The 25,331-nt window shown below is 65.7% G+C and carries 25 protein-coding genes and 1 riboswitch; all 25 genes read left to right on the forward strand.

Annotated elements, in window-relative coordinates; translation table 11 throughout:
- Positions 1 to 195: 195 nt before the first annotated feature.
- Positions 196 to 401, forward strand: a riboswitch (cobalamin riboswitch).
- A 33-nt stretch (positions 402 to 434) separates the two neighbouring features.
- The 25 genes from ENJ37_08630 to ENJ37_08750 all read left to right on the forward strand — a co-directional run bounded on the left by ENJ37_08630 (position 435) and on the right by ENJ37_08750 (position 24,604).
- Positions 435 to 1,583, forward strand: coding sequence for a precorrin isomerase (locus ENJ37_08630; protein ID HHL40558.1), 1,149 nt, complete (start codon positions 435 to 437; stop codon positions 1,581 to 1,583).
- Positions 1,584 to 1,644: 61 nt separating this feature from the next.
- The gene (locus ENJ37_08635) at positions 1,645 to 1,821 is read left to right on the forward strand and encodes a hypothetical protein (protein HHL40559.1); all 177 of its coding nucleotides are present in this window, start codon (positions 1,645 to 1,647) and stop codon (positions 1,819 to 1,821) included.
- Positions 1,822 to 1,851: 30 nt separating this feature from the next.
- Complete coding sequence (locus tag ENJ37_08640) at positions 1,852 to 2,253, forward strand: hypothetical protein (protein ID HHL40560.1); 402 nt, start codon at positions 1,852 to 1,854, stop codon at positions 2,251 to 2,253.
- Between the two features lie 28 nt (positions 2,254 to 2,281).
- The gene (locus tag ENJ37_08645) at positions 2,282 to 3,418 is read left to right on the forward strand and encodes a cobalt-precorrin-5B (C(1))-methyltransferase (protein HHL40561.1); all 1,137 of its coding nucleotides are present in this window, start codon (positions 2,282 to 2,284) and stop codon (positions 3,416 to 3,418) included.
- A gap of 274 nt (positions 3,419 to 3,692) precedes the next feature.
- Positions 3,693 to 4,988 carry a precorrin-6y C5,15-methyltransferase (decarboxylating) subunit CbiE gene (gene cbiE, locus ENJ37_08650; protein ID HHL40562.1) on the forward strand — a complete coding sequence of 432 codons (1,296 nt, stop codon included), beginning with the start codon at positions 3,693 to 3,695 and terminating at the stop codon, positions 4,986 to 4,988.
- On the forward strand, positions 4,985 to 5,710 hold the full coding sequence (gene cobI, locus ENJ37_08655) for a precorrin-2 C(20)-methyltransferase (protein ID HHL40563.1): 726 nt from the start codon (positions 4,985 to 4,987) through the stop codon (positions 5,708 to 5,710). The genes cbiE and cobI overlap by 4 nt, the downstream gene beginning before the upstream one ends.
- A gap of 72 nt (positions 5,711 to 5,782) precedes the next feature.
- Positions 5,783 to 6,277, forward strand: coding sequence for an ankyrin repeat domain-containing protein (locus tag ENJ37_08660; protein ID HHL40564.1), 495 nt, complete (start codon positions 5,783 to 5,785; stop codon positions 6,275 to 6,277).
- Between the two features lie 241 nt (positions 6,278 to 6,518).
- The gene (locus tag ENJ37_08665; GenBank protein HHL40565.1) at positions 6,519 to 6,962 is read left to right on the forward strand and encodes a DUF4388 domain-containing protein; all 444 of its coding nucleotides are present in this window, start codon (positions 6,519 to 6,521) and stop codon (positions 6,960 to 6,962) included.
- A complete protein-coding gene (locus ENJ37_08670) occupies positions 6,959 to 9,307 on the forward strand; it encodes a GAF domain-containing protein (protein ID HHL40566.1) in 2,349 nt (782 codons plus the stop codon). The genes ENJ37_08665 and ENJ37_08670 overlap by 4 nt, the downstream gene beginning before the upstream one ends.
- Positions 9,308 to 9,383: 76 nt before the next feature.
- The gene (gene moaD, locus ENJ37_08675; protein ID HHL40567.1) at positions 9,384 to 9,629 is read left to right on the forward strand and encodes a molybdopterin converting factor subunit 1; all 246 of its coding nucleotides are present in this window, start codon (positions 9,384 to 9,386) and stop codon (positions 9,627 to 9,629) included.
- 6 nt (positions 9,630 to 9,635) lie between these two features.
- The gene (locus ENJ37_08680) at positions 9,636 to 10,067 is read left to right on the forward strand and encodes a molybdenum cofactor biosynthesis protein MoaE (protein ID HHL40568.1); all 432 of its coding nucleotides are present in this window, start codon (positions 9,636 to 9,638) and stop codon (positions 10,065 to 10,067) included.
- Positions 10,068 to 10,101: 34 nt separating this feature from the next.
- Entirely contained in the window at positions 10,102 to 10,593 is a 492-nt protein-coding gene (locus tag ENJ37_08685) for a MogA/MoaB family molybdenum cofactor biosynthesis protein (protein HHL40569.1), read from the forward strand.
- Between the two features lie 279 nt (positions 10,594 to 10,872).
- Positions 10,873 to 12,309: a sigma-54-dependent Fis family transcriptional regulator gene (locus ENJ37_08690; protein ID HHL40570.1), complete on the forward strand. Its 1,437-nt coding sequence runs from the start codon at positions 10,873 to 10,875 to the stop codon at positions 12,307 to 12,309.
- Positions 12,310 to 12,547: 238 nt separating this feature from the next.
- On the forward strand, positions 12,548 to 15,361 hold the full coding sequence (locus ENJ37_08695; GenBank protein ID HHL40571.1) for a tetratricopeptide repeat protein: 2,814 nt from the start codon (positions 12,548 to 12,550) through the stop codon (positions 15,359 to 15,361).
- Positions 15,351 to 16,196, forward strand: coding sequence for a hypothetical protein (locus tag ENJ37_08700; GenBank protein ID HHL40572.1), 846 nt, complete (start codon positions 15,351 to 15,353; stop codon positions 16,194 to 16,196). Before ENJ37_08695 ends, ENJ37_08700 begins: the two co-directional genes overlap by 11 nt.
- An 8-nt stretch (positions 16,197 to 16,204) precedes the next feature.
- The gene (locus tag ENJ37_08705; GenBank protein HHL40573.1) at positions 16,205 to 17,557 is read left to right on the forward strand and encodes a sigma-54-dependent Fis family transcriptional regulator; all 1,353 of its coding nucleotides are present in this window, start codon (positions 16,205 to 16,207) and stop codon (positions 17,555 to 17,557) included.
- A 63-nt stretch (positions 17,558 to 17,620) separates the two neighbouring features.
- Positions 17,621 to 18,106 carry a flagellar basal body rod protein FlgB gene (gene flgB, locus ENJ37_08710; GenBank protein HHL40574.1) on the forward strand — a complete coding sequence of 162 codons (486 nt, stop codon included), beginning with the start codon at positions 17,621 to 17,623 and terminating at the stop codon, positions 18,104 to 18,106.
- A gap of 38 nt (positions 18,107 to 18,144) precedes the next feature.
- Entirely contained in the window at positions 18,145 to 18,579 is a 435-nt protein-coding gene (flgC, locus tag ENJ37_08715; GenBank protein ID HHL40575.1) for a flagellar basal body rod protein FlgC, read from the forward strand.
- A 34-nt stretch (positions 18,580 to 18,613) separates the two neighbouring features.
- Positions 18,614 to 18,913 (forward strand): flagellar hook-basal body complex protein FliE, encoded by a 300-nt coding sequence (gene fliE / locus ENJ37_08720; protein HHL40576.1) that lies wholly within the window; start codon positions 18,614 to 18,616, stop codon positions 18,911 to 18,913.
- Between the two features lie 18 nt (positions 18,914 to 18,931).
- On the forward strand, positions 18,932 to 20,518 hold the full coding sequence (gene fliF / locus ENJ37_08725; protein ID HHL40577.1) for a flagellar M-ring protein FliF: 1,587 nt from the start codon (positions 18,932 to 18,934) through the stop codon (positions 20,516 to 20,518).
- Between the two features lie 2 nt (positions 20,519 to 20,520).
- Entirely contained in the window at positions 20,521 to 21,537 is a 1,017-nt protein-coding gene (gene fliG / locus ENJ37_08730) for a flagellar motor switch protein FliG (protein ID HHL40578.1), read from the forward strand.
- The gene (locus tag ENJ37_08735) at positions 21,521 to 22,162 is read left to right on the forward strand and encodes a hypothetical protein (protein ID HHL40579.1); all 642 of its coding nucleotides are present in this window, start codon (positions 21,521 to 21,523) and stop codon (positions 22,160 to 22,162) included. Before fliG ends, ENJ37_08735 begins: the two co-directional genes overlap by 17 nt.
- Positions 22,152 to 23,480, forward strand: coding sequence for a flagellar protein export ATPase FliI (gene fliI, locus ENJ37_08740; protein ID HHL40580.1), 1,329 nt, complete (start codon positions 22,152 to 22,154; stop codon positions 23,478 to 23,480). Before ENJ37_08735 ends, fliI begins: the two co-directional genes overlap by 11 nt.
- 49 nt (positions 23,481 to 23,529) lie before the next feature.
- Positions 23,530 to 23,982, forward strand: a complete 453-nt coding sequence (gene fliJ, locus ENJ37_08745) for a flagellar export protein FliJ (protein HHL40581.1) — start codon at positions 23,530 to 23,532, stop codon at positions 23,980 to 23,982.
- On the forward strand, positions 23,972 to 24,604 hold the full coding sequence (locus ENJ37_08750) for a hypothetical protein (protein ID HHL40582.1): 633 nt from the start codon (positions 23,972 to 23,974) through the stop codon (positions 24,602 to 24,604). Before fliJ ends, ENJ37_08750 begins: the two co-directional genes overlap by 11 nt.
- Positions 24,605 to 25,331: the final 727 nt, after the last annotated feature.

Here is a 25,331-nt window from a genome sequence, read left to right on the forward strand (position 1 = left end):
CCGCCGCACCTTTTGCCCCTTGACTTGCCCCCCTCTAAGTGCCATAATCAAAGGCAAAGATAATAAGGGAAGCCCTGATTTATTGCACTGAGGGAACCTTTTTGTAAAAAGTTTCCCCCAGGGTAATTAATCAGAGTTTCCCTAAGGAAATCCCCCGGGGTGGCCATGGGACGCTCCGCGGCTCTTCGTCCGGCGTATGGGACGGGCGTTGCGGGCCGCCGTCACCGGCCTTGAAAGGGAATCCCGTGGCCCGCGTCGTCGCGGGGAATCGGGAACGGACCCGCCACTGTGAACGGGACGAAATCCGCTGTTGACCACTGGCGGCATGAGGGCCGCCGGGAAGGTGCGGAGAGTAGGGTGAACCGTGAGTCAGGAGACCTGCCCCGCCGGGACCTCACGACGTTCTTCGAAGGTAAAGAAGGTGGGGGCTTTGATTGACCGTCGGCCTGCTCTTGACCTGTCAAGGAGCGGGTTTTTTGTTCCCTGCCGGAGGAGGCGCAAGCCGCAGCACTCCGGTCCGATCCAGCCATGGAGGTGTTCTCTCGGTGCAGTCAGCGAAAAAGGCCGTGCTCCTTCTCGGCCACGGCAGTCCCATAAGCGAGGCCAATGAGCCGCTCAGGCAGGTGGCCGACGAGATAAGACGACGGGGGCTCTACGACCTCGTGGAGGCGGCCTTTCTCCAGTTCGAAGAGCCCGACTTCCAGAAGGGCGTGGATATCCTCGCCGGCAGGGGCGCCACCGAGATAGCCCTCATGCCGTTCTTTCTCTACACGGGCGCCCACGTATCCAAGGACCTCCCCCGCGAGCTCGACGAGGCGAAAGGGCGCTACGGCCGCATCCGCTTCCGCATGACCCGCAACATCGGTTATGACCCGAGGCTCGTGGACATCGCCGTGGAGCGCATAGAGGAGGCCGCGGCCCCGGGCGAAGGGGTCGGTGACGGGCGCGCCGCCCCGGCGGACCGCCATCCCATCGAGGCCGAGAGTTTCCGCATCATAGAGGAAGAGATCGACCTCGCCGGCTTCGGCCCCGTGGAGCGCGAGGTCGTCAAGCGCGTCATCCACGCAACGGCCGACTTCGACTTCAGGGACATACTCGCTTTCAGCCCCGGCGCCGTGAAGGCCGGCTGCGCGGCGTTTGCACGGGGCGCTCCCGTCATAACCGACGTGCGTATGGTGGAAGCCGGCATATCGCGCGCAAGGCTCGGGGGCTTCGGCTCCAGGCTCTTCTGTTTCTCTTCCGACGCCGATGTCGTCGCCGCGGCCAGGCGAAGGGGCATGACGCGCACGGCCGCATCGATGCGCAAGGCGGCGGGGCTGCTCGACGGGGCCGTGGTCGTCATCGGCAACGCGCCGACGGCCCTGGTGGAGCTCATAAAGATGGCCGCCGAAGGCGGGCCGCGCCCCTCTCTCGTCGTGGGCCTGCCCGTCGGTTTCGTCGGCGCCGCCGAATCGAAGCAGGCGCTCATGGACTCGGGACTCGAATACATCACCTCGGCGGGGAGAAAGGGCGGCACCAGCGCCGCCGTGGCGGCCGTCAACGCCCTTCTCATCGAGTGCGCCTCGCCGGCGCTCAACCTGTAACCGTTGCCATGGGGCCGCGTTCCGCGCTTCGGCCCTGCAAACCACCCAAGGAGGAGAGGCTATGGAAAAGACCTTTTCAGGTGAAGGCTCGCTGGCTGCTTCGGCCGGACAGGCGGTGCTTCTCGTGGCCGTGGCCTGCGCCATGATTGTCATCGCCTACGGAATAGAGGCCGTGGCCCCCGGCGTGCACGACGCCTTCCACGACTTCAGGCATACCATCGGTATGCCCTGTCATTGAGGGGACGCCGTGTCGCAGCCGTCATCGCGATTGAGACGGGGGCTCACCGCGGGCCTTGCCGCAGGGGCCGTGTGGGGGGTCGTATCCTTCGCCGCAGGCGCCGTCTCCGGCATATTCGAGTACGAGAGCGGCGTGGTCCATAACCTTGCGGCCTTCGCCGTCGCCGGCTCGCTCTTCGGGGCCGTGACCGGAGGCTTTCTCGCGCTCCTATACGACAGGCTCCCCGCAGGCCGCGGAATAGTCAAGGCGGTCGTCGTATCGACGCTTCTGTGGCTGCTCCTTCGCATCGGCGGCTCCCTGCTCTCCGCCATCGAGCCCATGCGCTACCACGGGGTGACGGCCGAGACCATGCAGGGGCTGGTCCTGGCCGCGGTGCTTGGAGTGCTCGTGGGGGTCTTCTGGGAGAAGGGCGCGGCGGCGGAGAAGGCCTGAAGGCCGTCTGTATCGAGGTCCCTCTTCCATGATCCCTCCCCGGCGGAGCGTCCCCGGCGCGCCGAAGAAGGCCCTGCGACGGGGATTCACCACCGGCACGGCCGCGGCGGCCGGGGCCAAGGCGGCGGCCCTCGCCCTTTTGAGGGGCGAGAGGGTCCGAAGCGTGGACGTGACGCTTCCGCGCGGCGGTGTGCTCGCCGTGGCTGTCAGGGAGGTGGCGGCCAGCGGCGGCAGGGCCGAGGCTACGGTCGTAAAGGACGGCGGCGACGACCCCGACGTGACCGACAAGGCCGAGATCGTCACGGCCGTGGAGCTCCTTGAAGACGCCGCCCCCGGCTTCGTGGAGATCCGCGGCGGCGAGGGCGTTGGCACCGTCACGAAGCCGGGCCTCAAGGTGCCGGTCGGGGAGCCGGCCATAAACCCCGTGCCCCGGCAGATGATCCGCAAGAGCGTTGCCGAGGCGGCCGGGGGCGTTGCGCCGCAGCCCGCCCTGCGCGTCACCGTCACCGTGCCCGACGGCGCAAGGCTCGCCGCGGCGACCATGAACGCCCGCCTCGGCATCGTCGGAGGCATATCTATCCTCGGCACCACCGGCGTGGTAGAGCCCCTCTCGCTCGACGCCTACCGTCACTCCATAAGCTGCGCCCTCGACGTGGCCGCGGCGGCCGGCCTCCAGGAGGTCGTCCTCTCCACCGGCAGGACGAGCGAGCGCGTCGTCCAGTCGGTGCTCGACCTCCCGGAGACGGCCTTCATACTCACCGGCGACCACATGGGCTTCGCCCTCGACGAGCTCCGGCGCAGACCCACCATCTCGCGCGTCACCATAGCGGCCCAGTTCGGCAAGATGACCAAGCTCGCCTCCGGCGCCTTCGCAACCCACTGCTCCGATTCGGCCGTGAGCCTCCCTTTCCTCGCCTCCCTCGCGGCGGGGGCTGGCGCCGACAGGGCCGCGGTCAGGGCCGTGGAGCGGGCCAACACGGCGCGCCACGCCTTCTTCATGCTCGCCCGGCTGGGTCTTCGCGGCGTCTACGGAAAGGTGGTCGAGCTCGTCAGAAAAGGGGCTTGCGCCCGGTGTGCCGGCGCACGTGGTGCCGGCGTCGAGGTGAGGGTGATCCTCGTGGGCTTTGACGACGAGGTGGCGGCCCTAACAGGGCCGCCGCTTTGATTGCCCTGGGGGAAACTTTCTGTAGAAGGGCCGCAGGCCCGCGTTTCCCCCAGCTCCATCGTATGTTGTTCGGGTCTCCGGCTGTACCGGGGGGGCGGGCCGCGCCAGGCGGGATTTTTTTACGCCTTTGCGGCCCGAACCCCCGGTACAGCCCCCCCCGAGGCGGCCGCCGCGGGCAGTCTGAGGGAATCTTTTTACAAAAGGGTTCCCTCAGTCACGGAGGCCGTCGGCCGGAGGTTTGTTCGATTTCGCGCATTGAGCCGCGGTCGGGAGGGTGCGCGTGATATACGTGATAGGCGTAGGTATCGAGGGGCGGGGCTCGCTCTCGTCGCGGGCCATGAGACTCATCGACGGGGCCGGTCTTCTCGGCGGCGGCGCAAGGCACCTGGCCGAGTTCCCCGGCTTCCAGGGGGAAAGGATCGAGTTGAGGGGCGGCGTCGACGCCTTCCTCGACGCCCTCTCGGCCTACCTCGAACGCTCCGGCGGACGCCGCGCCGTGGTGCGCCACGCCGTGGTGCTCGCCACCGGAGACCCCCTGCTCTTCGGCATAGCCGAGCGGATCATAGAGCGTTTCGGAGAGCCCATGGTGGAGGTCATCCCCAACGTGAGCATCGTCCAGGAGGCCTTTGCCAGGATCAAGCGCCCCGAGAAGGGGCTTGCCGTCGTGAGCGTGCACGGCGGCGGCTCGGGCCGGGGGCTCGATGGGGCGGTCCGCCGGATCGCCGGCCACGAGAGGATCGCGGTCTTCACCGACAGGGAGAACACCCCTTCGCGCCTGGCGCGGGCGCTGCTCGACGCCGGGCTCGCCGGCTACAGGGCCTATGTCTGCGAGAGGCTCGGCATGGACGGCGAGAGGATATGGTCCGGTACGCTGCGCCGCCTCTCCATGTACTCGGCCTCGGACCCCAACATCGTCATACTCGAAAGGGAAGGTCGCCGACCGGGGCCTGAGGGCGTCGAGCCCGTCGTGCCGGGCGTGCACATCGGGCTGCCCGTCTCCAGCTACCGCTGCCGCTCCGGACTTGTCACGGCGCCGGAGGTGAGGCTCGCCGTGCTGTCGAGACTCGAGCTCGGCCCGGGCCGCACGCTCTGGGACATCGGCGCCGGTTGCGGCTCCGTGGCCGTGGAGGCTGCCCTCCTCTGCCGCCCAGGAAGGGTCGTGGCCGTGGAGAAGGAGCCATCGAGGGTCGAGGAGATAAAGGAGAATGCGCGGCGCTTCGGCGCCGCGAACGTGGAGGTCGTCGAGGGGAGGGCCCCGGCCTGCCTCTCGGGTCTCCCGGCGCCCGACGCCGTCTTTGTTGGAGGCGGCGGCGCCGACGCGGCCTCCATCATGGCCCGCGCCGCAAGGCGGCTGAAGGCGGGTTCTCCCCTGGTGGTCAACGCCGTTACCGTCGAGACCCTCTCGGCGGCGGCGGCGTTCTTCAGCAGGAGGGGGTGGGAGTGGGATGTGACCTCCATAGCCGTGTCGAGGACGAAGGAGCTCGCGGGACTGAAGATGATGAAGGCCGAAAACACGATCCACGTCGTAAGGGGCAGGAAGCCGGACGGAGGCGCGGCAGGGGGACGATGAGCGCCGTCGCCGCCACACTCTACGGCGTGGGCGTGGGGCCGGGAAGACCGGAGCTCCTCACGCTCGAGGCCGTGCGCGTCGTCGGTCGGGCCCCGGTGGTGGCCGTGCCGGCCACGGGGGCCGAGGGCGCGGGGCTCGCCCTCTCGGTCGTCGAGAGTGTCGTCGACCTCTCGGAAAAGGAGATCATGGAGCTTGCCTTTCCCATGACAAGGGACGAGGCCGTAAGGAGAGGGGCGAGGCGAGCGGCGGCCGGACGCATCGCATCGAGGCTCCGTGAGCCCTCTGACGTGGCCTTCCTCACCCTCGGAGACCCGCTCTTCTACAGCACCTTCGGCTACATGGCGGCCCTTGTAAGGGAGATGGCCCCGGAGACGGAGGTGAAGGTGGTACCTGGTGTCACCTCCATAAGCGCCTGCGCCGCTGCGGCCGGCGCCGTGCTCGTCGAGGGGCGGGAGAGCATGGCCGTCATCGCCGACCCGCGCGACACCGAGGGCCTGAAGGAGGCGCTCGAGCGCTTCGACACGGTGGCGGTCATGAAACTCAAGGGCGCCGCCAGGGAGGTGGCCCTGGTCATTGAAGAGGCGGGCCTTGCAGAGAGCGCCGTCTTCGTAGAGAGGGCCGGCTGGCCCGGAGAGCGCGTCCTGCGCGATGTCGGCGCGCTTGCTGAAGGGGATGAGGCCGACTACTTCTCCATTGTGATTGTAAAGAGGTCGGGTTTCTGATAAAATATCTCGATTGCGCTTGCCGGAGGCGGTGCCGGTAGGGGGCAAGAACAAAAACATCGAGGAGTCGTTATGAACCGGATTGTTCGTGCCGCCCTTGTCGGCATCCTTCTCGTCACGGCTGCGGCCTGTTCCAAGACCCCGGACGACGCCCGCAAGGAGATCGAGTCCAGGGGGGTCCGCTACACGGCCGACTCGTTCATCGCCGCCGCCGCCGAGGGCGACATTAAGCTGCTGCGCCTCTTTCTCACGGCGGGCATGGACCCCGATACGAAGAACCGCTTCGGCAGCACGGCCCTCATAGAGGCGGCAAGGAACGGCCGTGCCGCCGCGGCGGCCGAACTCATCGACGCCGGCGCCGACGTCAACGCCTCCACGAAGAGCGGGACCACGGCCCTCATCTTCGCCGCATGGGAGGGCCACGCCGACCTTGTAAGGCTGCTCCTCGAAAAGGGCGCCGACCCTTCGGCAAAGGACTTCATGGGAGATTCGGCCCTCAAGGCGGCAAGGGATAACGGACAGAACGAGGTGGCGCGCATCCTCGAAAAGGCCGGCGCCGCGCCTTGATTACACTGAGGGAACCTTTTTGTAAAAAGGTTCCCTCAGACTCCCTCCAAAAACTTTTAACGCGAGTTGGTTTCCCCCTGTTTTGCCGAGCAAAACAGGGGGAAACCAACTCGTATTAAAAGTCTTTGAAGGGGGTCTGGGGGAAACTTTCTACAGAAAGTTTCCCCCAGGGCAATTAATCAGAGCTTCCCCGGGCTGGGCTTTCTTTGACAAGAGGCTCGTTTTTTGTTACATAGATGGCATGGGGATAAAGGGCAGGCTCGAGGACATAGCCCTTGTCGAGATAATCGAGGTCTTTTCGGCGAGCAGGGAGACGGCCGCCGTGCACCTCAGCTCCGAGGAGGGGCACGGTCTCGTGTATCTGAAAGACGGTGTTATCACCCACGCCACCTTCAGGGACCTTCGCGGCAAGGCCGCCTTCGACAAGCTCATTGCGATAAAAGAGGGCGATTTCGATGTTGAGCGGGGGCTTGTGGCCGGCAGCGAGACGATTCCACCGGACAAGGCGGCCGGGGGGCTGAAGGGCGCCGCCCCCGCCGCTGACGCGGCCGGCATGGCCGTGCAGACGGCGTCCATAGAGGTCCCCCATCCTCCGGCCCAAGGGACGCTCGACCCCCGGTCGGACGCCATAATAGACAATCTCCTCGAACTGGGTATCCTGGAGAAGAGCGACGGGCGCAATTGAAGGACGGCGGAGCGAACATAGAGGCCCTTGACCACCATGTCCCCAAGGTCGCCGTCATAGGGGCCGACAAGGACGGACTCAGTCTTCTTCCGCTCCTGCTCAAGGACAACCCCCTCGGAAAGCTCGCCCTCATAGTCGATCCCAACCGCGAGGCCATGCTCTTCAAGCTCGGAGAGCTGGGCTACAGGGTCTCGGGCCAGATAGACCTCAAGATATCGTCGGACCTGGAGGAGCTGAAGAGGGTGGCGGGCCTGCGGGTCATCATCAACTCGCTCCAGGACGAGGCGACGGCGGCGGCCCTCGACGACCCGGCCCTGCGGGACGTCGAAAAGCTCAGCCCCCTCGGCGCAAGGCTCCTTCTCGGCGCGCGCAACCTCGTAAGCGTCCGCGCAAGCGGCGCCCCCTACGTGGCCAGAGAGGCCGACCTCCTGGCCACACTCCGCGAGATCACCGACGCGCTCCATCTGAGCGCTTCGCGCGAGGAGCTCTTCTCCGTGGTGCTTCGCGTGGCCCTGGAGTCGCTCCGCGGCGAGAGGGGCTCGCTCATGCTCGTCTCCCGCGCCGACGGGCGGCTCACCATGCCGGTGGCCGTCGGCATGGACGAGGAGGTGAGGCGCAAGATACGCGTGCCCATCGGCTCGGGCATAGCGGGCCGCATGGTGCAGGAGAAGAAGCCGCTTCTCATAAGAGGCAAGATCGACGGCGGCTTCGCTCCCCCCGGCACGAGGCGCGACGTGAAGTGCGCCGTCTGCGTCCCCCTCGTCTCGGGAGGCGAGGTGCTCGGCGTCCTCAATGTCAATTCCCACGAGTCGGAAGACGCCTTCGGCGAGCAGGACCTCAACTTCCTCACCAACTACGCATCCATCACGGCCTCCATAGTACGCCGCGCCATCGAGCTCGACGACATGAAGCTCGACTCGCTCAAGCTCGACTTCCTCAAGGACGTCGAGTTCTTCATGTCCTCCACCGTGCCGCTTCGCCAGCGCCTGGGCATGATATGCGGCAAGCTCTCCGGTGTCGTGCCGGGCCTTACGGCCTTCATATACCTCTACGACGACACGAAACGCAAGCTCGAGCTCGGCGGGTCGAGCGTAAACGGCCTGAAGGACGCAACGCCCGTGAGTCTCGCCATGGGCGAAGGGCTCGAGGGGTCGGTGGCGGTGGAGGACGCCGAGGAGGTCGTGCTCGTCGACCGGTGCTGCGAGGGACGTTTCCGCAGGGCCTATGTCTCCTTTCCCCTCCGGGCCAAGGGGCGCTTCCTCGGCACCCTCAACGGCCAGATAAGCTCGGTCAGGGGGCTCACCGAGTTCTACGAGTCTTTTCTCCGGGAGGCGGCTTCCTATCTGGCCGACAGCGTGCTCAGGCACCTCGAGGAAGAGCGCGAGGCCGCGCGCATCCAGAAGCTCCTCTCGGTGGACGACATCGGCATAGACATCGTCTCCATACGGGAGCCCCGCGAGCTCATGGACAAGGTGACCACCGCCGCCGCCATGCTCATCGGGGCCGAGGGCGCCGTGCTGAGGCTGCGGAAGGACGCGGGCAAACAGCGCTTCCAGGTCGTCTCTTCCTTCGGCACCGACGACAGGGGGGTGAAGGAGCGTTTCCTGGCCGTGGAGAAGGATGTGGTCGCCGAGGCCGTGAGGCGCAACGAGACCACGGTCTGCCTCGACCCCGAGAAGGGGAGCCCCTTCATAAGGAGCGTCATGGCGAGGCCCATCCACCAGAAGGGCATGATAACGGGCGTGCTGACCCTCTTCAACAAGGTGAGCGAGACGACGCACGACAACTACGGCTTCACGGCCGTGGACAAGAGCCTCCTCTCCCGCTTCGCCCTGTACGTGGAGCGGGCGCTCTCGTACCTGCGCCAGGGCACGCTCTCCGTGGCGTCGGAGGGACGGGACCTATCGCAGTGCCGGCTCCTCGATGTGGAGCGCCGCGTGGAGGAGGAGGTCAACAGGGCCAAGAGGTTTTCGCGCAAGTTCGTGCTCGCAACGCTTCGTTTCTCCTGGATCAAGGAGTACCGGCCCGAGGCGAAGGCCGAGTTCGTCGGCAAGTTCATCGACTTTACGCGCAAGAAGGTGCGCACCTTCGACCAGCTCCTCACACTCGACGAGGATACGCTGGCCTTTCTGCTCCTCGAGACCGACGAGCGCGCCTCGCGCGTCTTCGCCACCCTGGCCGAGGCGACGAGCCGCCACGCCGACTTCGGCAAGGCCTTCGCCGACGGGGACGTGGAGCTCTATTACGGCTACTCGATCTATCCCGACAGCGGGGACAACTTCGCCGACCTCTTCAGCCGGGCCTCGCAGCGCACGAAACTGGACCTGGAGAAGGTCTTCAGATGAGAGGCGTTGCGGGAGACTCCCGCGGGGAAGGCTCCGAGTCCGCCGGGCCGCGGGCGGCGGACGGCGCGCAGACGATATGATAAAGGTAAGATTCTTTGCAAATCTCAGGGACCTGGCCGGCTGCGAGACGGCGCAGGTGGACCTCGCCGGGGTGACGGCCGCGCGGCTCAGGGAGGCGCTTGCAGAGCAGTTCCCGGCCCTCGCCCAGGCGCTTGGAAGCCCGAGCGTAAAGCTCGCCGTAAACCAGGAGTTCGCAGGGGACGACACCGTCATCGCCGACGGCGACGAGGTCGCCCTCCTGCCACCATTCTCAGGCGGTTGAGAGAAGATGACATCGAAGGGACTCGTAAGGGTACAGCAGGAGGACTTCTCCGTGGAGGAGACGGTCAGGGCCGTCAAGGAGAGCTCCCGGAGCATAGGCGCCGTGGTGAGTTTCCTCGGCACGGCCCGCGACATATCGGGCGGCGAGGAGATAACGGGCCTTCACTTCGAGCATTACCCCGGCATGGCCGAGAAGAAACTCGAGGAGATACGCCGCCGGGCGCTCGAGAACTTCAACATCATCGAGATGGCCGTGATCCACAGGACAGGCCCCATCGATATAGGCGAGAACATCGTGCTCGTCGTGGCCGCCTCGCGCCACCGCAACGATTCGTTCATGGCCTGCGAGTGGGCCATCTCCGAGCTCAAGCGCATAACCCCCATATGGAAACGGGAGACCACGGCCGGAGGCGAGGTATGGGTGAGCGAGCATCCGTGAGCGCCGGCGGGCCCTTCACCGGGAGCCCGGTGTCATGATCAGGGCGGCCATACTCACCATGAGCGACAAGGGCTCTCGCGGCGAGCGCGAGGACCTGAGCGGCAGGGAGATAGAGCGCCTCATCGCCCCGCTCCCGGCGCGGGTCTGCGCCTACGAGGTCATACCCGACGAGCGCGGGCTCATCGAGCGCAAGCTCATCGAGCTGTGCGATGAGCGCGGCCTGGACCTGGTGCTCACCACCGGCGGCACCGGCATCTCTCCGCGGGACGTGACGCCCGAGGCGACCCGCGCCGTCATCGAGCGCGAGCTGCCGGGCATGGCCGAGGCCATGCGGGCCGAGAGCCTGAAGAAGACGCCCAACGCCATGATCTCCCGCTCCGTCTGCGGCACGAGGGGCTCCACACTCATCGTGAATCTGCCGGGAAGCCCCAGGGCCGTGCGCGAGAACCTCGAGGTCCTGCTCCCGGCCCTCGCCCACGCCATAGACAAGCTCAGGGGCAGCGACGCCGACTGCGCCGCGCCATGAAGCTCGTCCGTCCCGGCGCCTTGAGTTCCGGCACCTCCACCGGCACAGCCTTCTCCTTGTGCGACGGCAGGTTGCGGGGCCGCGTCCCCCTCCCCTTCGGCCGCCGTTCCAATAGGACCGCTGTTTTCCCTGAAAGACAAGACAAAATATTGACATTATGATTCTTATGCTTTATAATCATATTTGATTCCGGTTGTTCAAGTTGTTTGAGTTCGCGGGCGCTCCTTCGTTACCATCTGCCGGAGGCGGGCCGGAACTGACAGGGGCTTTTACATCATGATGGTTACCGCCAAGCGCAAGGTCCTGCTGGTTGAAGACAACGAGTCGGTCTGCGAGGCCGTGAGCGAGATGCTCGCCATGGCCGGCTACGAGGTGAAGGCCCTGGACAGGGGCGAAGGGGCCGTGGAGATGGTCAAGGACTTCGCCCCCGACATCCTGCTGACGGACCTGAAGCTGCCCGGCATGGACGGCATAGAGGTCGTCCGCCGGGTGAAGGAGACGGACCCCAACGTGGCCTGCATAGTCATAACGGGCTACGGCACCGTGGAGAGCGCCGTGGACGCCATGAAGGCCGGCGCCTTCACATACCTGAGAAAACCCTACGAAAAGGACGAGCTGCTCGTCATCCTCGACAAGGCCTACGAGGTCCACTCGCTCACCAAGGAGAACAGGAGCCTGCGCCGCGAGATGAAGCGCCGCTCCATCGACGCCATCCTCGGCACGAGCGAGGCGATTCAGAACATCCGCGACATCATAGAAAAGGTCGCCGACACGGACTCCACGGTGCTCATCCTCGGCGAGAGCGGCACCGGCAAGGAACTCGTCGCCAGGGCCCTCCACTACCAGAGCTCGCGCAGCGACAAGCCCTTCGTTCCCATAAACTGCGGCGCCATACCGGAGGACCTGCTCGAAAGCGAGCTCTTCGGCTACGAGAAGGGGGCCTTCACCGGCGCCATAGCGACCAAGATAGGGCGCATCGAGGCGGCCGACGGCGGTACGGTCTTCCTCGACGAGATCGGAGACATGAGCCCGGCGCTGCAGGTCAAGATACTGCGCGTGCTCCAGGAAAAGGAGTTCGAGCGCATAGGCGGGCGCAAGACCATACAGGTGGACATACGGGTGGTGGCGGCCACGAACCAGGACCTCGAGAAGGCGGTGGCCGAGAGGCGCTTCCGCGAAGACCTCTTCTACAGGCTCAACGTCATACCCATCGTCCTGCCTCCCCTGCGTGAGAGGCCCGAAGACGTCACCCTCCTCGCCGACCATTTCGTAAAGACGATCTCCGAGCGCAAGGGCAAGAAGATCACGGGCTTCGCTCCGGAGGTCCTCGCCGTCTTCGAGAACTACGACTGGCCCGGCAACGTGCGCGAGCTCGAAAATCTCATCGAAAGGCTCGTCGTGCTCAAGGGCTCCGGCAGGATAGGGCTCAAGGACCTGCCGGAGCGGATGCTCGCCGGAAGGAGCGGCGGTCAACTCAAGCCGCCCCCGGCCGGGGAGCTCACCGCCGCAAGGGCGCCGTTCACCATCCCGCCCGAGGGGGTGGACTTCAACGCCCTGGTCGACAACTTCGAGCGCGAGCTCATCCTCACGGCCTTGAGGCGCGTAAACGGCGTAAAGAAGAAGGCCGCCGACTTTCTCAGGCTCAACAGGACGACCCTCATCGAGAAGATGAAGAGAAAGGGACTGATAGACGAGAAGGAGACCGTGGAGTCATGAAATTGACTCTTAGGCCCCGCCTCTGTCAAGCGCCCTGTCACCGCAGCGTCCCGGCTTCCGCGCCCCGCCACCTTCCCTCCCGCTCCAATTTCTCCTAACCGCCTGTAATATCTCGTCTTTTATCTTTCCTCTCCCGGCTCGGCCCCGGTCTGTGTCTTGGCATGAATATTGCTTGTTAGAGTTGTACGGCAGGTCCCTCTATGGGACCGCATCCAAGTCCTCATCGGGGAATTCATCCATGGCTGCAACCACGGCGCTCACATACCGGCCCCTTCGCGCTCTCGCCGCGGCACTCCTGTTGAGCGGAGCGCTCCTTCCGCCGTCCGCCGCGGCCGCCGTCCGGGAGGACGGGGCCGAGCGGGTGGTGGACATAAGGGTCGGCCGTCACAACGTCTTCCACCGCCTCGTCATAGAGCTTTCGGGCGAGACGCCCTTCCGCATCACGCGCCGCGGCGACGAGCTCGCCGTGACGATGATGGGCGTAAGGCCCGTGAAACTCCCCCTCTCAAACCATGCCACAAACCGTTTCGACGTGCTCCGCGCCGAGTCCGACAGGGACTCGGCGACCCTCGTCGTGGGGCTGCGGGGACCGGTCAAGGTCGAGAGCTCGACGAGGCGCAACCCCTTCAGGATAGTCATAGACGTCTACCGCCAGGACGACGACGAGGCCCCGGCTCCGGCGGCGGCGAGCCCCGGGGCCGGGGCCCCGAACGTCGTTCTCGTCGACACCGCGGCCGGCGACGAGAGGGCCATCCTGAGCGCCCCGGCCGCCGGCGATGCGCGGATAAGGGCGCTCCGCACAGGCGTACACCGGGGCTTTCACCGTCTCGTGGTGGAGCTGAGCCGGCCCGTAGAGGTCGATATGTCGCGCAGGGGAGAGACGGTGACGCTCACCCTGAGCGGCGCTTCGCCTCGTCTGCCCGAACCCCTCCCTTCCACGTCGATGATACGCATAACCGGCGCTTCCGGCGTGGAGAGCGGGGACGGGGCCGCCGTCACGACCCTGCGTATCGAGTCCAGGGGGCTCGGCCGCGTAAGGCGCAGCATCCGCAGAAAACCCTTCAGGGTCATCGTGGACTTCTATCCCGCCGGCAAGCGGGCGGGCCCGCAGGCGCCCCAAACGCCGCCGCCCGCTGTCAGGAGCAAGCACGACGGCTTCGTCTACAAGGGCATGGCGGCCCGTCTCATGTTCGATTCGGGCTGGCGCTGGGTCTACAGGAAACGCGTCGTGGGGATGCTGCGCGACGAGATACTGGAGACGAGGGCCGCCATGTTCGACGCCTTTTACGAGGAGCTCGGCGTTACGGCCTCGGACATGGACGGTCTCGTAAAGGAGGTCGTCTCGCACGTGGACAGGCTCAAGGCCACGGGAGAGCCCGACAGGGCTAAGCTCCTCAACGCCATACTCTATCTCCTCTACAGCGGCAAGGACCCCGACGAGCTGGCCCGCACGCTGAGAGACCACGGCGCCGACGAGTACGCGGCCCTGGGCTACTTCGTCCTCGGCGGTTACTACGAGGAGCTCGGCTTCGAGCCCGAGGCCCTGGGCTACTACGCCAGGGCGGCGGGTAGCGGCAAGTCCGCCGTCGCAACGGGGGCGGTCTTCAGGCGCGGGCTCATCCTCTACTTCATGGGACGCTACGGCGACGCCCGCGCGGAGTTCGAGAGGGCGGCCGAGGGCGGCCATCCAGGGGCGCGGCAGTGGCTGGCCAACACCCTCCTCATCGGCCACGACTTTGAGAGGGCCTGGCGCATCTACAGCAGCTCCACCGCCGGCGACCCGGTGACCCTCATGAGCATGGCCGAGATGAACATGGTGGCCGGACGCTACGCTCAGGCCGCGGCGTCGTGGGGGGACCTGGCGAGGATCCACGGCAGGGAGCCGCTTCTCGGCGCCTTCTTCACCGTCCGGCGGGCCGACAGCCTCGTGCTCGACGGTAAGCTCGAAGAGGCCGGGAGGATCTACGAAGAGCTCGCCGGGCGTCTGAAAGAGGGGGGAGAAGGGCTCGAGGCGGCGAGGCTTGCGCTGGCCGATCTCTATATCTCCTCGGGCGACGACCTCAAAAAGCGCGATGCCGAGGAGATTTACAGGGACGTGGCCTACAGCGGAGGCAGCGGCGCGGAGGCCGCCTTCCTCTCCCTCATCGACATCCTCATCGACCGCGGCGAGTACGGCGAGGCCTTCGACATGGCCGGCGAGATGGTGCAAAGGCGGCCCTCGGACCTGCTCGCCAAGAGGGCCGTCGAGCTCAAGGGCAGGATAGTCGGCCGCTGGATAAGGCGGCTCTACGAGGAAGGCGACTACATAGGGGTGGCCAAGCTCAACCTGCGCTACGGCAGGTACGTGCCCTTCGGCGAGAAGGCCGGGACCTTCATGGCCGTGGCCTCGTCGCTCGTAAAGATAGGTCTCGACGCCGACGCCGTGGACGTGCTCAAGCAGGCCGTAAAGCTCGGCGACGACGCCGTAGCCGGCGAGGCGACCCTCATGCTCGGACGCATCTACCTGAGACAGCGCGACGCCGCCGCGGTGATAAAGCTGCTGCGCGACTACGACAAGCTCTTCAAGGAGGAAGCCCGCCGGCGGGAGGCCGAGGAGATGCTCTTCAAGGCCGCCTTCTTATCCGGCGACTACGAAGAGGCGGCCGCCTACGCAGTCCCCCGCGGCAGGCCCGACCTTTCGATGCTCAAGGCCTACGCCCTCTCAAGGCTCGGCCGTTACGGGGAAGCCGAAAGGCTCTATATGAAGGCCGCCGGGCTCTTCTCGGAGGAGGGTGATGCCGGCGCCGCGGGACGGGCGTATACCGGCGCCGCCGACATGCGTTTCGCCTCGGGCCGCTACGAAGAGGCCGTGGCCCTCTACGAGAAGGCCGCCGCCGTCGGCGGCGAAGGCGCGGACCTCGAATGGATAAAGTACCGCATCGCCGCAAGTTACGAGGCGATGGAGAGAAAGGAAGACAGGGACGCCGTGCTCGGCGAGCTCATGGGGGGCGACGACGACCTCTACAGGGCATGGGCCCAGGTGGTCATGAAGGAGCCGTCCGGTGATATCTGAGAAGGGAGGCGGCCCGATGGTCGAAAGGCTCCAGGTCGAACTGCTCAACGACGCCTTCAACAGCTTCCAGGAGGCGTCGCGCCAGCTCGAGACCCAGTATGCGAGGCTTGAGCGGCGCGTGGCGTCGCTCAAAAAGGAGCTGGCCGAGAAGAACAGGGCACTTGAGCGCCACCGCCGGCTCGCGGCCATGGGTGAGATGGCCGCCAAGATAGCTCACGAGATACGCAACCCTCTGGGGTCCATCGGCATATTCGCCTCGCTCATAGAGGAAGAGGTGGACGGCGCGGGCAAGGCGGGCCGCTACGCCGCCCATATAGCCAAGGGGGTGAAGACACTGGATACTCTGCTTGGCAACATGCTCGTCTTCGCCAGGGTGCCGGAGCCGCGGCTCGCTGCGGTCGACGTCCGCGAGGTCCTCGACGAGGCGCTGACGGCCGTGCGCGGCTGCGCGGCCGACGGCGTGAAGGTCCTCAGGGACTACCGGGGCGACGGGCTCGTCATGGGCGACAGGGCCCTGCTCTCCCAGGTATTCGTCAACCTCCTCATAAACGCCTTCGACGCCGTGGGACGAAGCGGAACCGTGCGTCTTATCGTAAGGCGAAGCGGCGCCGACAGAGCGGAGATCGAGGTGCGCGACGACGGCCCCGGCATACCACGCGACCAGCTCGACCGCATATTCGACCCCTTCCACACGACAAAGGAGAAGGGCACGGGACTGGGCCTCGCCATAGTGGACACGATAGTAAAGGCCCACAGGGGCTCCATAGACGTAAAGAGCAGACCGGGAAAGGGCGCGGCCTTCATCGTGAGGCTCGCCCCGGCGCACAGGGAGTGACGGCGCTTATGAAGGACATACTGGTCATAGACGACGACGCGGCCATGAGGGCGGCCCTCGAAGAGGCCCTGCGGCGGCGCGGCTACGGGGTCGACGCCGCCGAGAGCGGCGACGAGGGGATGGACCTCTTCGGCGAAGGGGCCTACCGCATGGTCATAAGCGACATGAAGATGCCAGGAATGGACGGCATGGACGTGTTGAGGGCCGTGAAGGGGACCTCGCCGGAGACGCCGGTGCTCCTCATCACGGCCTTCGGGACCGTGGAGAAGGCCGTCGAGGCCGTCAAGGCCGGGGCCTTCGACTTCATACTCAAGCCCTTCACCCTCGAAGCACTGGAGACCATGGTCGCCAAGGCGCTCTCCCAGCGCCGGGAGCTCGAGAGCTTCGAGACCAGGGGGCGCTCGCTCATAACGGTGGACCCGGCCATGAGGAAGATCATCTCCATGGCCGCCACGGTGGCGGCGAGCGACGCAACGGTGCTCATAAACGGCGAGAGCGGCACGGGCAAGGAGCTGCTGGCCCGTTTCATCCACGGCAGGAGCCCGAGGGCCGAGAAACCCTTCGTCGCCGTCAACTGCGCGTCCATACCGGAAAACCTGCTCGAGAGCGAGCTCTTCGGCCACGAGAAGGGGGCCTTTACGGGTGCGGTGGAGATGCGCCGGGGACGCTTCGAGCAGGCCCAGGGCGGCACGATCCTCCTCGACGAGATAAGCGAGATGGACCTCAGGCTCCAGGCGAAGCTATTGCGGGTCATCCAGGAAAAGGAGGTGGAGCGCCTGGGAGGAAAGGGGCCGGTGCCGCTGGACGTGAGGATCGTGGCGACCACCAACAGGGACATGGCCGCCGAGGTCGCCGAGGGGCGCTTCCGCGAGGACCTCTACTACAGGCTCAACATATTTCCCATAACGCTTGTGCCGCTGCGCGAGCGGCCCGACGACATCGTGCACCTGGCGGAACACTTCATGAGGCGCTTTGCAGCCAAGTACTCCAAGACCGTGGAAGAGATAACGCCCGAGGCCCTCGAACTCCTCAAGGGGCTGCCCTGGAAGGGCAACGTGCGGGAACTCGAGAACACCATGGAGCGGGCCGTGCTCCTGTGCAGCGGCACAAGGCTTGAGCCCCGGTGCTTCGAGCCGGCGGCGGCCGGCGCACAGGCCCCGGCCTCCCGGGCCGGGGCCGGCGGCGCGCGGGAGGGGACGCCCGGGCCGGGGACGACCATCTCGGAGATGGAGCGGGGACTGATACTCAGGACCCTCGACGAGGTGGACGGCAACCGCACAAGGGCCGCGAAGCTGCTGGGCATATCGGTCAGGACGCTTCGCAACAAGCTCAAGGAGTATGACCGGATTTTGACGGGGTAGGTCATTTTTTCCTCCTCACGGCGCCGGTCCTCGCGGCCGAGTGGCGCGAAAACAGGCACTTAGGTGCTGGCACGGATATTGCTTGAACCGTTAGGAGGGGGGGCCTTCCCCCGCGGAGGTGGGACCGTGATCAAGGGACTCTTCGACAAGAGGCTCACACTCTTCGAGAACGCCCTCGACCTGAGGGCGGCGCGCCAGAAGGTGCTGGCCTCGAACATAGCGAACCAGGAGACGCCGGGCTACCGGGCGCGTGATATAGACTTCAGCAGAGAGCTCGCCCGCTCGCTGGGCGACACCTTCTCCGGCGGCCCCGCCCTTGTGAGGACGAACGCCAGGCACCTCTCCGCGCCGGGCGTCTCCGGGGGGCGTCCCGCGCCGCGCATCATCGAGCGCGGCGGCGAGCTGCCGGGCTACGACCGCAACACCGTGGGCATGGAGTCGGAGATGGTCCGTCTCTCGGAGAATTACCTCCATTACAACATACTCATACGTTTTGTGAAGGGCAAGTTCTCGTCCCTCATGAACGCCATCAAGGAGGGCGGCCGCTGAGGCCGCTCCCCGCCCATCGATTGGAGGAGGTGGAAGGGATGTTCAGTCTGTTCGACATAAGCGCTTCGGGCATGGAGGCCCAGCGCCTGCGGATGAGCGTCATAGCGAGCAACCTGGCCAACGTCAACACCACGCGCACGGCCACGGGCGGGCCCTACCGCCGCCGCGACGTCGTCTTCGCCCCTGTTCCGCAGCGAAGCTTCGGCGACATACTCAGGGCGAGCTACGGCGGCGGCGACGGCACCGCCGCCGTGAGGGTCCAGTCCATAATCCTCGACCAGCGGCCCTTCAAGTACGTCCACGACCCGTCCCACCCCGACGCCGACGCCGACGGCTACGTGGCCATGCCCAACATCAACACCGTCGAGGAGATGGTCAACATGATAGCGGCAAGCCGCAGCTACGACGCCAACGTGACGGCCTTCAAGGCGAGCCGCGACATGGTGCTCAAGGCCCTCGAGATAGGGTCGTAGGACGCCGGTATCCGTTTACGGGGGGTCTTCAATCATGGTCGATTCGATAAAAGGCATACTCAGCGGCCAGCAGGGCGCCGCCGCCCCCAGGGCGGCCGACGGGGGGAGAGAGGCCGAGAGCTTCAGCAAGCTCCTCAAGGAGAGCATAAACAAGGTGAACGAGCTCCAGAACGAGGCTGGAAAGGCCATGGAGAAGCTTGCAAAGGGCGAGGACCAGAGCATCCACGCCACCATGATCGCCGCCGAGAAGGCCAACGTCTCCTTCAACATGATGGTCCAGGTGCGTAACAAGATACTGAAGGCCTACGAGGAGATAATGAGGATGCAGGTCTAACATCGAGAGGAACAAGCCATGGCAGCACTTGCGGACAACCTGAAAAATCTCGGATCGGGCAGGCTGCTCTTTCTCATAGTCATGGCTGCGGCCGCCGTCTCGCTCATCGTCGTCCTCGCCCTGTGGGTCCAGCAGCCCGACTACCAGGTCCTCTTCTCCGGGCTCAGCGAGGCCGACTCGGCGGCGGTGGTCGAGAAGCTAAAGGAAAAACGCATCCCCTACAGGGTGGAGCACGGCATCGTGACCGTTCCGAGCTCCATGGTCTACGAGGTGCGCATGGAGCTCGCCGGCGAGGGGCTTCCAGGCAGCGGCTCCGTGGGCTTCGAGATCTTCGACGAAACGGGCTTCGGCGTGACCGAGTTCGTCCAGAAGGTCAACTACCGCAGGGCCCTGCAGGGAGAGCTCGCAAGGACCATATCCCAGATAAACGAGATCGAGGCGGCCAGGGTCCACCTGGCCATACCTGACCGCGGCGCCTTCCTCGACGACGAAAAGCGGCCGCGCGCCTCGGTCGTCATAAAGCTGCGGCCCGGCCGGCGCATCACGGCCAGCCAGATACGGGGCATAGTACACCTCGTGGCCGGAAGCATAGAGAACCTCAGGGCCGAGGACGTGACCATCGTGGACACGGCCGGCAGGATGTGGACCAGGTCCGACAACGAGGCCGAGGGGTTCGGCCTGACCATGGCACAGCTCGACTACAAGCGAAGCCTCGAACGGGACCTCGAAACGCGGGTTCAGTCCATGCTCGAGAAGGCCGTGGGCATGAACAGGGTCGCCGCCAGGGTGACCGTCGACGTCGATACCAGGCGGGTCGAGAAGACCGAGGAGCGCTACGACCCCGACGGACAGGTGGTCCGCAGCGAGCAGCGCACCAAGGAGAAGGCCGCCGGTGTCACCGCCGCTGGCGGGGTGCCCGGCGCGGCGTCGAACCTGCCCGGAGCCGCCGCGGCCGCGCAGCCGGCCACGAACTCCACCACCCAGAAGCAGAACGAGGTCGTAAACTACGAGATAAACAGGGTCGTAAGCCGCGTCATAGAGCCCATGGGCGAGATAAGGCGCCTTACCGTATCGGTGCTCGTCGACGGCGACTACGAGACGGTGACCGACGCCGAGGGCAACCAGACGCGCAAGTACGTGCCCCGAAGCGAAGAGGAGCTGAGGGAGTTCGAGGCCCTCGTCAAGGCGGCCGTGGGATTCTCCGAGGAGCGCGGCGACGTCATAAGCATCGTGAGCTCGCCCTTCGAGGCGAGCACGGCCTTCGCCGAGGCCGACCTGGCCCCGCTGCCTCCGCCCTCGTCCAACCTGCTGCCCATGGCCTTGAAGTACGGAAGCGTGGCGGCGGCCGTCATATTCACGGTCATGTTCGTGCTCAGGCCCATCGTGAGAAGGCTCTCCGAGGAGAGCGAGGCGCTCGAGACCATACAGCGCAGCCTCGCCCTGCCTGGCGGCCAGGGCGGCCAGCTCTCGCTCGGAGCCGGCGAGGGTTCGGCGGCGGGAGAGTCGAGGGGCGGAGACGACGAGATGAGGCAGAGGATCGTTGATCTCGTGAGACAGAACCCCAAGCAGGCCGCAAAGGTCCTGCGCGGCTGGCTCAAGGAGTGACGATGGCCAAGGAAGACAAGCTCTCCGGCGTCGACAAGGCGGCCATATTCCTCATGTACCTCGGCGAGGACGTGGCCTCCGAGGTCTTCAAGCACCTCTCGACAAACGAGATACAGAGCCTGAGCTCCGCCATCGTGAAGGCCGGAGAGATAACGAGGGAGATGGTCGAGGAGGTGGACAGGGAGTTCCTCGAGACGGTGGAGAGCTCCGGGGTGCTCGTCGAGGGGAGCGACTTCGCGCGCAACGCCCTCATCAAGGCCCTTGGACCGGAGAAGGCCGAGGCCATCCTCGAGCGCGCCGGATACGATGCCGGCGAGGGAGGCATCGAGGCGCTCAAGGGGCTTGCGCCGGCCATGGTGGCCGACATGCTCAAGCTCGAGCATCCCCAGATAATCGCCCTCATAATGGTCTACCTCGACCCCGAACATGCGGCCCAGGTGCTCGAACACTTTCCCGAGAGGCTGCGCGGCGAGGTCATGCTGCGGGTGGCCACCCTGGACAGGATCCCCTATTCGGCGCTCAAGGAGCTCGAGGAGGTGGTGAGAAACCAGGTCGTCGATGCGAGCACCGGTGGACAGGGCCGCGCCGTGGACGGCGTGAAGGCGGCCGCCGAGATAATGAACCAGGTCGGCGCCTCGCTCGAGGGCTCCATAATCGGGACCATAGAGAAGGCCAGCCCCGACATAGCCACCAGGATACAGGAGAAGATGTTCGTCTTCTCCGACCTCATGATAGTGGACGACAAGGGACTCCAGCAGGTCTTGAAGGAGCTCAGCACCGACACGCTCACCATGGCGCTCAAGGGCGCCGACGACGCCCTCAAGGAGAAGTTCTTCAGCAACATGTCGGAGCGAGCGGCCGAGATGCTCAAGGAGGACCTGGAGAGCAAGGGACCGGTGAAGCTCAGCGACGTTGAGGCCGCCCAGCAGGAGATAGTCAAGGTGGCCCGAAGGCTCGAGCAGGAAGGCAAGCTCATGCGCGAGGGCAGGGGCGGCGGCGGCGGTGAAGTCTACGTCTAAGTCGAAGATCATCAAGGTCGGATATGCCGAGGCCGAGAAGATCGAACCCTTCGTGCCGGGCAGGCTCGACAAGGGTGGGGCGGCCGCTCCGCCTGCGGACGACGACCTCGTGGGCGGACCGCTCGGCGGCGTGGAGCGCGAGGCCTATGAAAAGGGTTTCGAGGCCGGCGAGAAGGCGGGCTTCGAGCTCGGGAGGCAAAAGGCCGAGGCCAAGTTCGGCTCGCTCGACCGGCTCATTGAAGAGTTGGCCTCGCTGCGCGAGGAGCTGTACCGCGCCTGCGAGTCCGAGATCGTGGCCCTTGTGATGACCATCGCCCGGAAGGTCGTCCACCGAGAGCTCGAGACATCGGAGGCGTCCATCGTCTCGCTCGTAAAGGAGGCGTTGAGGGCCACGGTCACGAGCGGCACGGTCGTTGTGAGGCTGAACCCAAGGGACGCGGAGCTGCTCATGGAGCACGCAGGCAGCCTCGGGCGCTTCGGCGACGGCTCCGGGGGGCTTCGCATCGAGAGCGACGCCGCGATCACCAGGGGCGGCTGCATCGTGGAGACCGCCTTCGGAGAGGTGGACGCAACGGTCGAGGGCCTGCTCGCCGACATAGAGGAGAGGCTCACCGATGAAGAGTGACGAGATCGTTGCGCGGCTCCGGCACCGCCGCAGGGTCATAGAGCGGATGAACCCCATAAAGGTGAACGGCCGTGTAACCAGGGTGGTGGGTCTCGTCATGGAGGGGGTCGGACCGGGGGCGAGCGTCGGAGAGCTCTGTTACGTCTTTCCAAAGGGCGAGGGCGAGCCCATACCCAGCGAGGTCGTCGGCTTCTCGGACGACAGGATCATACTCATGCCGCTTGGCGACGTGCGCGGCGTGGGCACGGACAGCAAGATCGTTACCAAGCGCCGCAGGGTGGCCGTCGGCGTGGGTGAGTCGCTTCTGGGGCGCACACTCGACGGTCTCGGCAACCCCATAGACGGTCTCGGTCCACTGGACGTGGAGGACGAGTATCCCCTGTACGCCGACCCCATAAATCCCTTTCTGCGCCGGCGGATCACCGAGCCCCTCAACGTGGGCATCAAGGCCGTGAACGGCCTTCTCACCATCGGCAAGGGCCAGCGCATGGGGATCTTCTCGGGAAGCGGCGTGGGCAAGAGCGTGCTGCTCGGCATGATGGCCCGCTACACGACGGCCGACGTGAACGTCATCGCGCTGGTGGGCGAGCGCGGCAGGGAGGTGAAGGAGTTCATCGAGAGGGACCTGGGCGAGGAGGGGCGCAGGAGATCGGTGCTCGTCGTGGCCACCTCGGATCAGCCCCCGCTCATAAGGATGAGGGCCGCCTTCATGGCCACGGCCATAGCCGAGTACTTCAGGGACAGGGGCCGGGACGTGCTCCTCATGATGGACTCGATCACCAGGTTCGCCATGGCCCAGCGCGAGGTCGGGCTTGCGGCCGGAGAGCCGCCGGCGTCGAAGGGCTATCCCCCGTCGGTCTTCGCCCTTCTTCCGCGGCTTCTCGAAAGGGCCGGCACCTGCGAGGGGGAGGGCACCATAACGGCCTTCTACACCATACTCGTCGAGGGCGACGACGTGAACGACCCCATAGGCGACGCGACACGCGGCATACTCGACGGCCACGTGGTGCTCTCAAGGGAGCTCGCCGCCCAGGGACACTATCCGGCCATCGACATACTCTCGAGCGTGAGCCGCGTGATGATGGACATAGTTCCTCCCCAGCACCGCGACTTCGCCATGAAGGTCAAGTCCACGGTGGCTACCTACATGAAGGCCTACGACATGATAAGCATCGGAGCCTACAAGAAGGGTAGCGATCCGAAGGTGGACCACGCCATCGAGGCAATCGACAGGATAAACGCCTTTCTGAGGCAGGACATCTCGGAGCGCGTGGACTACGACGACAGCATCCAGGCCCTCTACAGCCTGCCGGTGTAGGCCAAGGGGCCGCGGGAGCGGCGCCGCCACGGAGAGGAGGCACCACGGCATGCCGCGATTCGACTTCAAGCTCGAACCCCTCTTGCGCTACCGCGAGCGGATCGAGGAGTTTTCACGGAGGGAGTACGCCGAGGCCCTGCGTCTTCTCGACGAAGAGCGCGGAAAGCTCGATGAGCTCGAGGCCCTCTACCTCAAGGCCTGCGGCGAGCTCGACGCACTCAAGGCAAGGGGCGAGCTCGACCGGTGGACCATGTACAGCGGCTACCTCTCGTCGGTAAAGGAGCACATAGCCGGGCAGAGGCGGATCATCGACAAGGTGGAGGCCCACCTCGCCGAGAAGAGGGCCGCGCTGGCCGAGGCGGCAAGGGAGAAAAAGCTCATAGAGACCATGAAGGAGAAGGCCCTAAAACTCCACGCGCGGAGGGTCGACAGGGCCGAACAGCGCCTCGCCGACGAGCTCTACCTGGCGAGGTTCAAGAAAGGAAGCGGCGATGCTTTATAGATTCCTGACTGCCGTCGTTGCGCTCAAGGTCATGGTGCTCACGGTGTGGCTCGTCTCGGGGCTTGCCGGTTTCGACGCCGTTGAGGTGCTGGCCGGAGCCCCGGCGGCTGGGGCATCGGCCGAGGCCGCCTCCGACGGGAGCCACGGGCCCGATGCCGTTGCCGCCGGGCCTGCAGACCGCGCCACCGAGGCGGACGGCTCGACCGTAAAGGAGCTCGTCGAGGGCAGTGAGCGGGAGCGCACCCTCCTCGACGCCATCAAGAGGATGAGGACCCAGCTCGACGAGCGCGAAAGGGAGCTGCGTACAAGGGAAGAGAGGCTCGCCGCCTTCGACAGCGAGATCAAGGCGCGCATCGCAAGGCTCGAGAAGGTGAGGGCCGAGGCCGAGGCCGCCCTCCAGCGACTCCAGGCGGCGAGGTCCGAGAAGATAGCGCGCATAATAAAGATATATGAGGCCATGAGTTCCGAAGAGGCGGCCGAAAGGCTCGAAGAGCTCGACGACGACATGGCCGTGCTCATCCTCGCCAGCATGAAGCCGAAGAAGGCCGGAGAGGTGCTCGCCCTCGTGGAGGTCAAAAAGGCCGTCAGACTCACCAGGCTCATGAAGAAAGAGGCCCGGTAAGGAACCGTAGTCTCTCCTTTCCTTCACCACACCCCGAACCGTTCACTCTGCCTGGGCGTAGCCGGACCTGCCTGGGCGCAAAGGCGTAACAACCCCGCCTGGCGCGCCCAGGGGGGGCCGGCTACGCCATTCAAGAAGCTACGACTCCCTGTGTTCCTCGTATGTTATTTTGGTTTTCGGCGGCACCTGGTGAGGCTCGACCCGCGCCAGGCGGGATTTTCTTACGCCTTTGCGGGCCGAACCTCCCCCGGTGCCGCCCCCTTCAAGGACTTTCAATACGAGTTGGTTTCACTCTGGGGATCAATAAGTGGGCTCCCTGCTGGAAAGCAGCTCACTCTGCCTGGGCGTAGCCGGACCTGCCTGGGCGCAAAGGCGTAACAACCCCGCCTGGCGCGCCCAGGGGGGTCCGGCTACGCCATTCAAGAAGCTACGACTCCCTGTGTTCCTCGTATGTTATTTTGGTTTTCGGCGTCACCTGGAGAAGCTCGGCCCGCGCCAGGCGGGATTTTTTTTACGCCTTTGCGGCCCGAGCCTCCCCCGGTGCCGCCCCCTTCAAAGACTTTCAATACGAGTTGGTTTCCCCCTGGGGATCAATAAGGGGTTCCCTGCTGGAAAGCAGCTCACTCTGCCTGGGCGTAGCCGGACCTGCCTGGGCGCAAAGGCGTAACAACCCCGCCTGGCGCGCCCAGGGGGGTCCGGCTACGCCATTCAAGAAGCTACGACTCCC

The sequence above is a fragment of the Deltaproteobacteria bacterium genome, assembly GCA_011375175.1.
Taxonomy (GTDB): Bacteria; Desulfobacterota; GWC2-55-46; order GWC2-55-46; family DRME01; genus DRME01.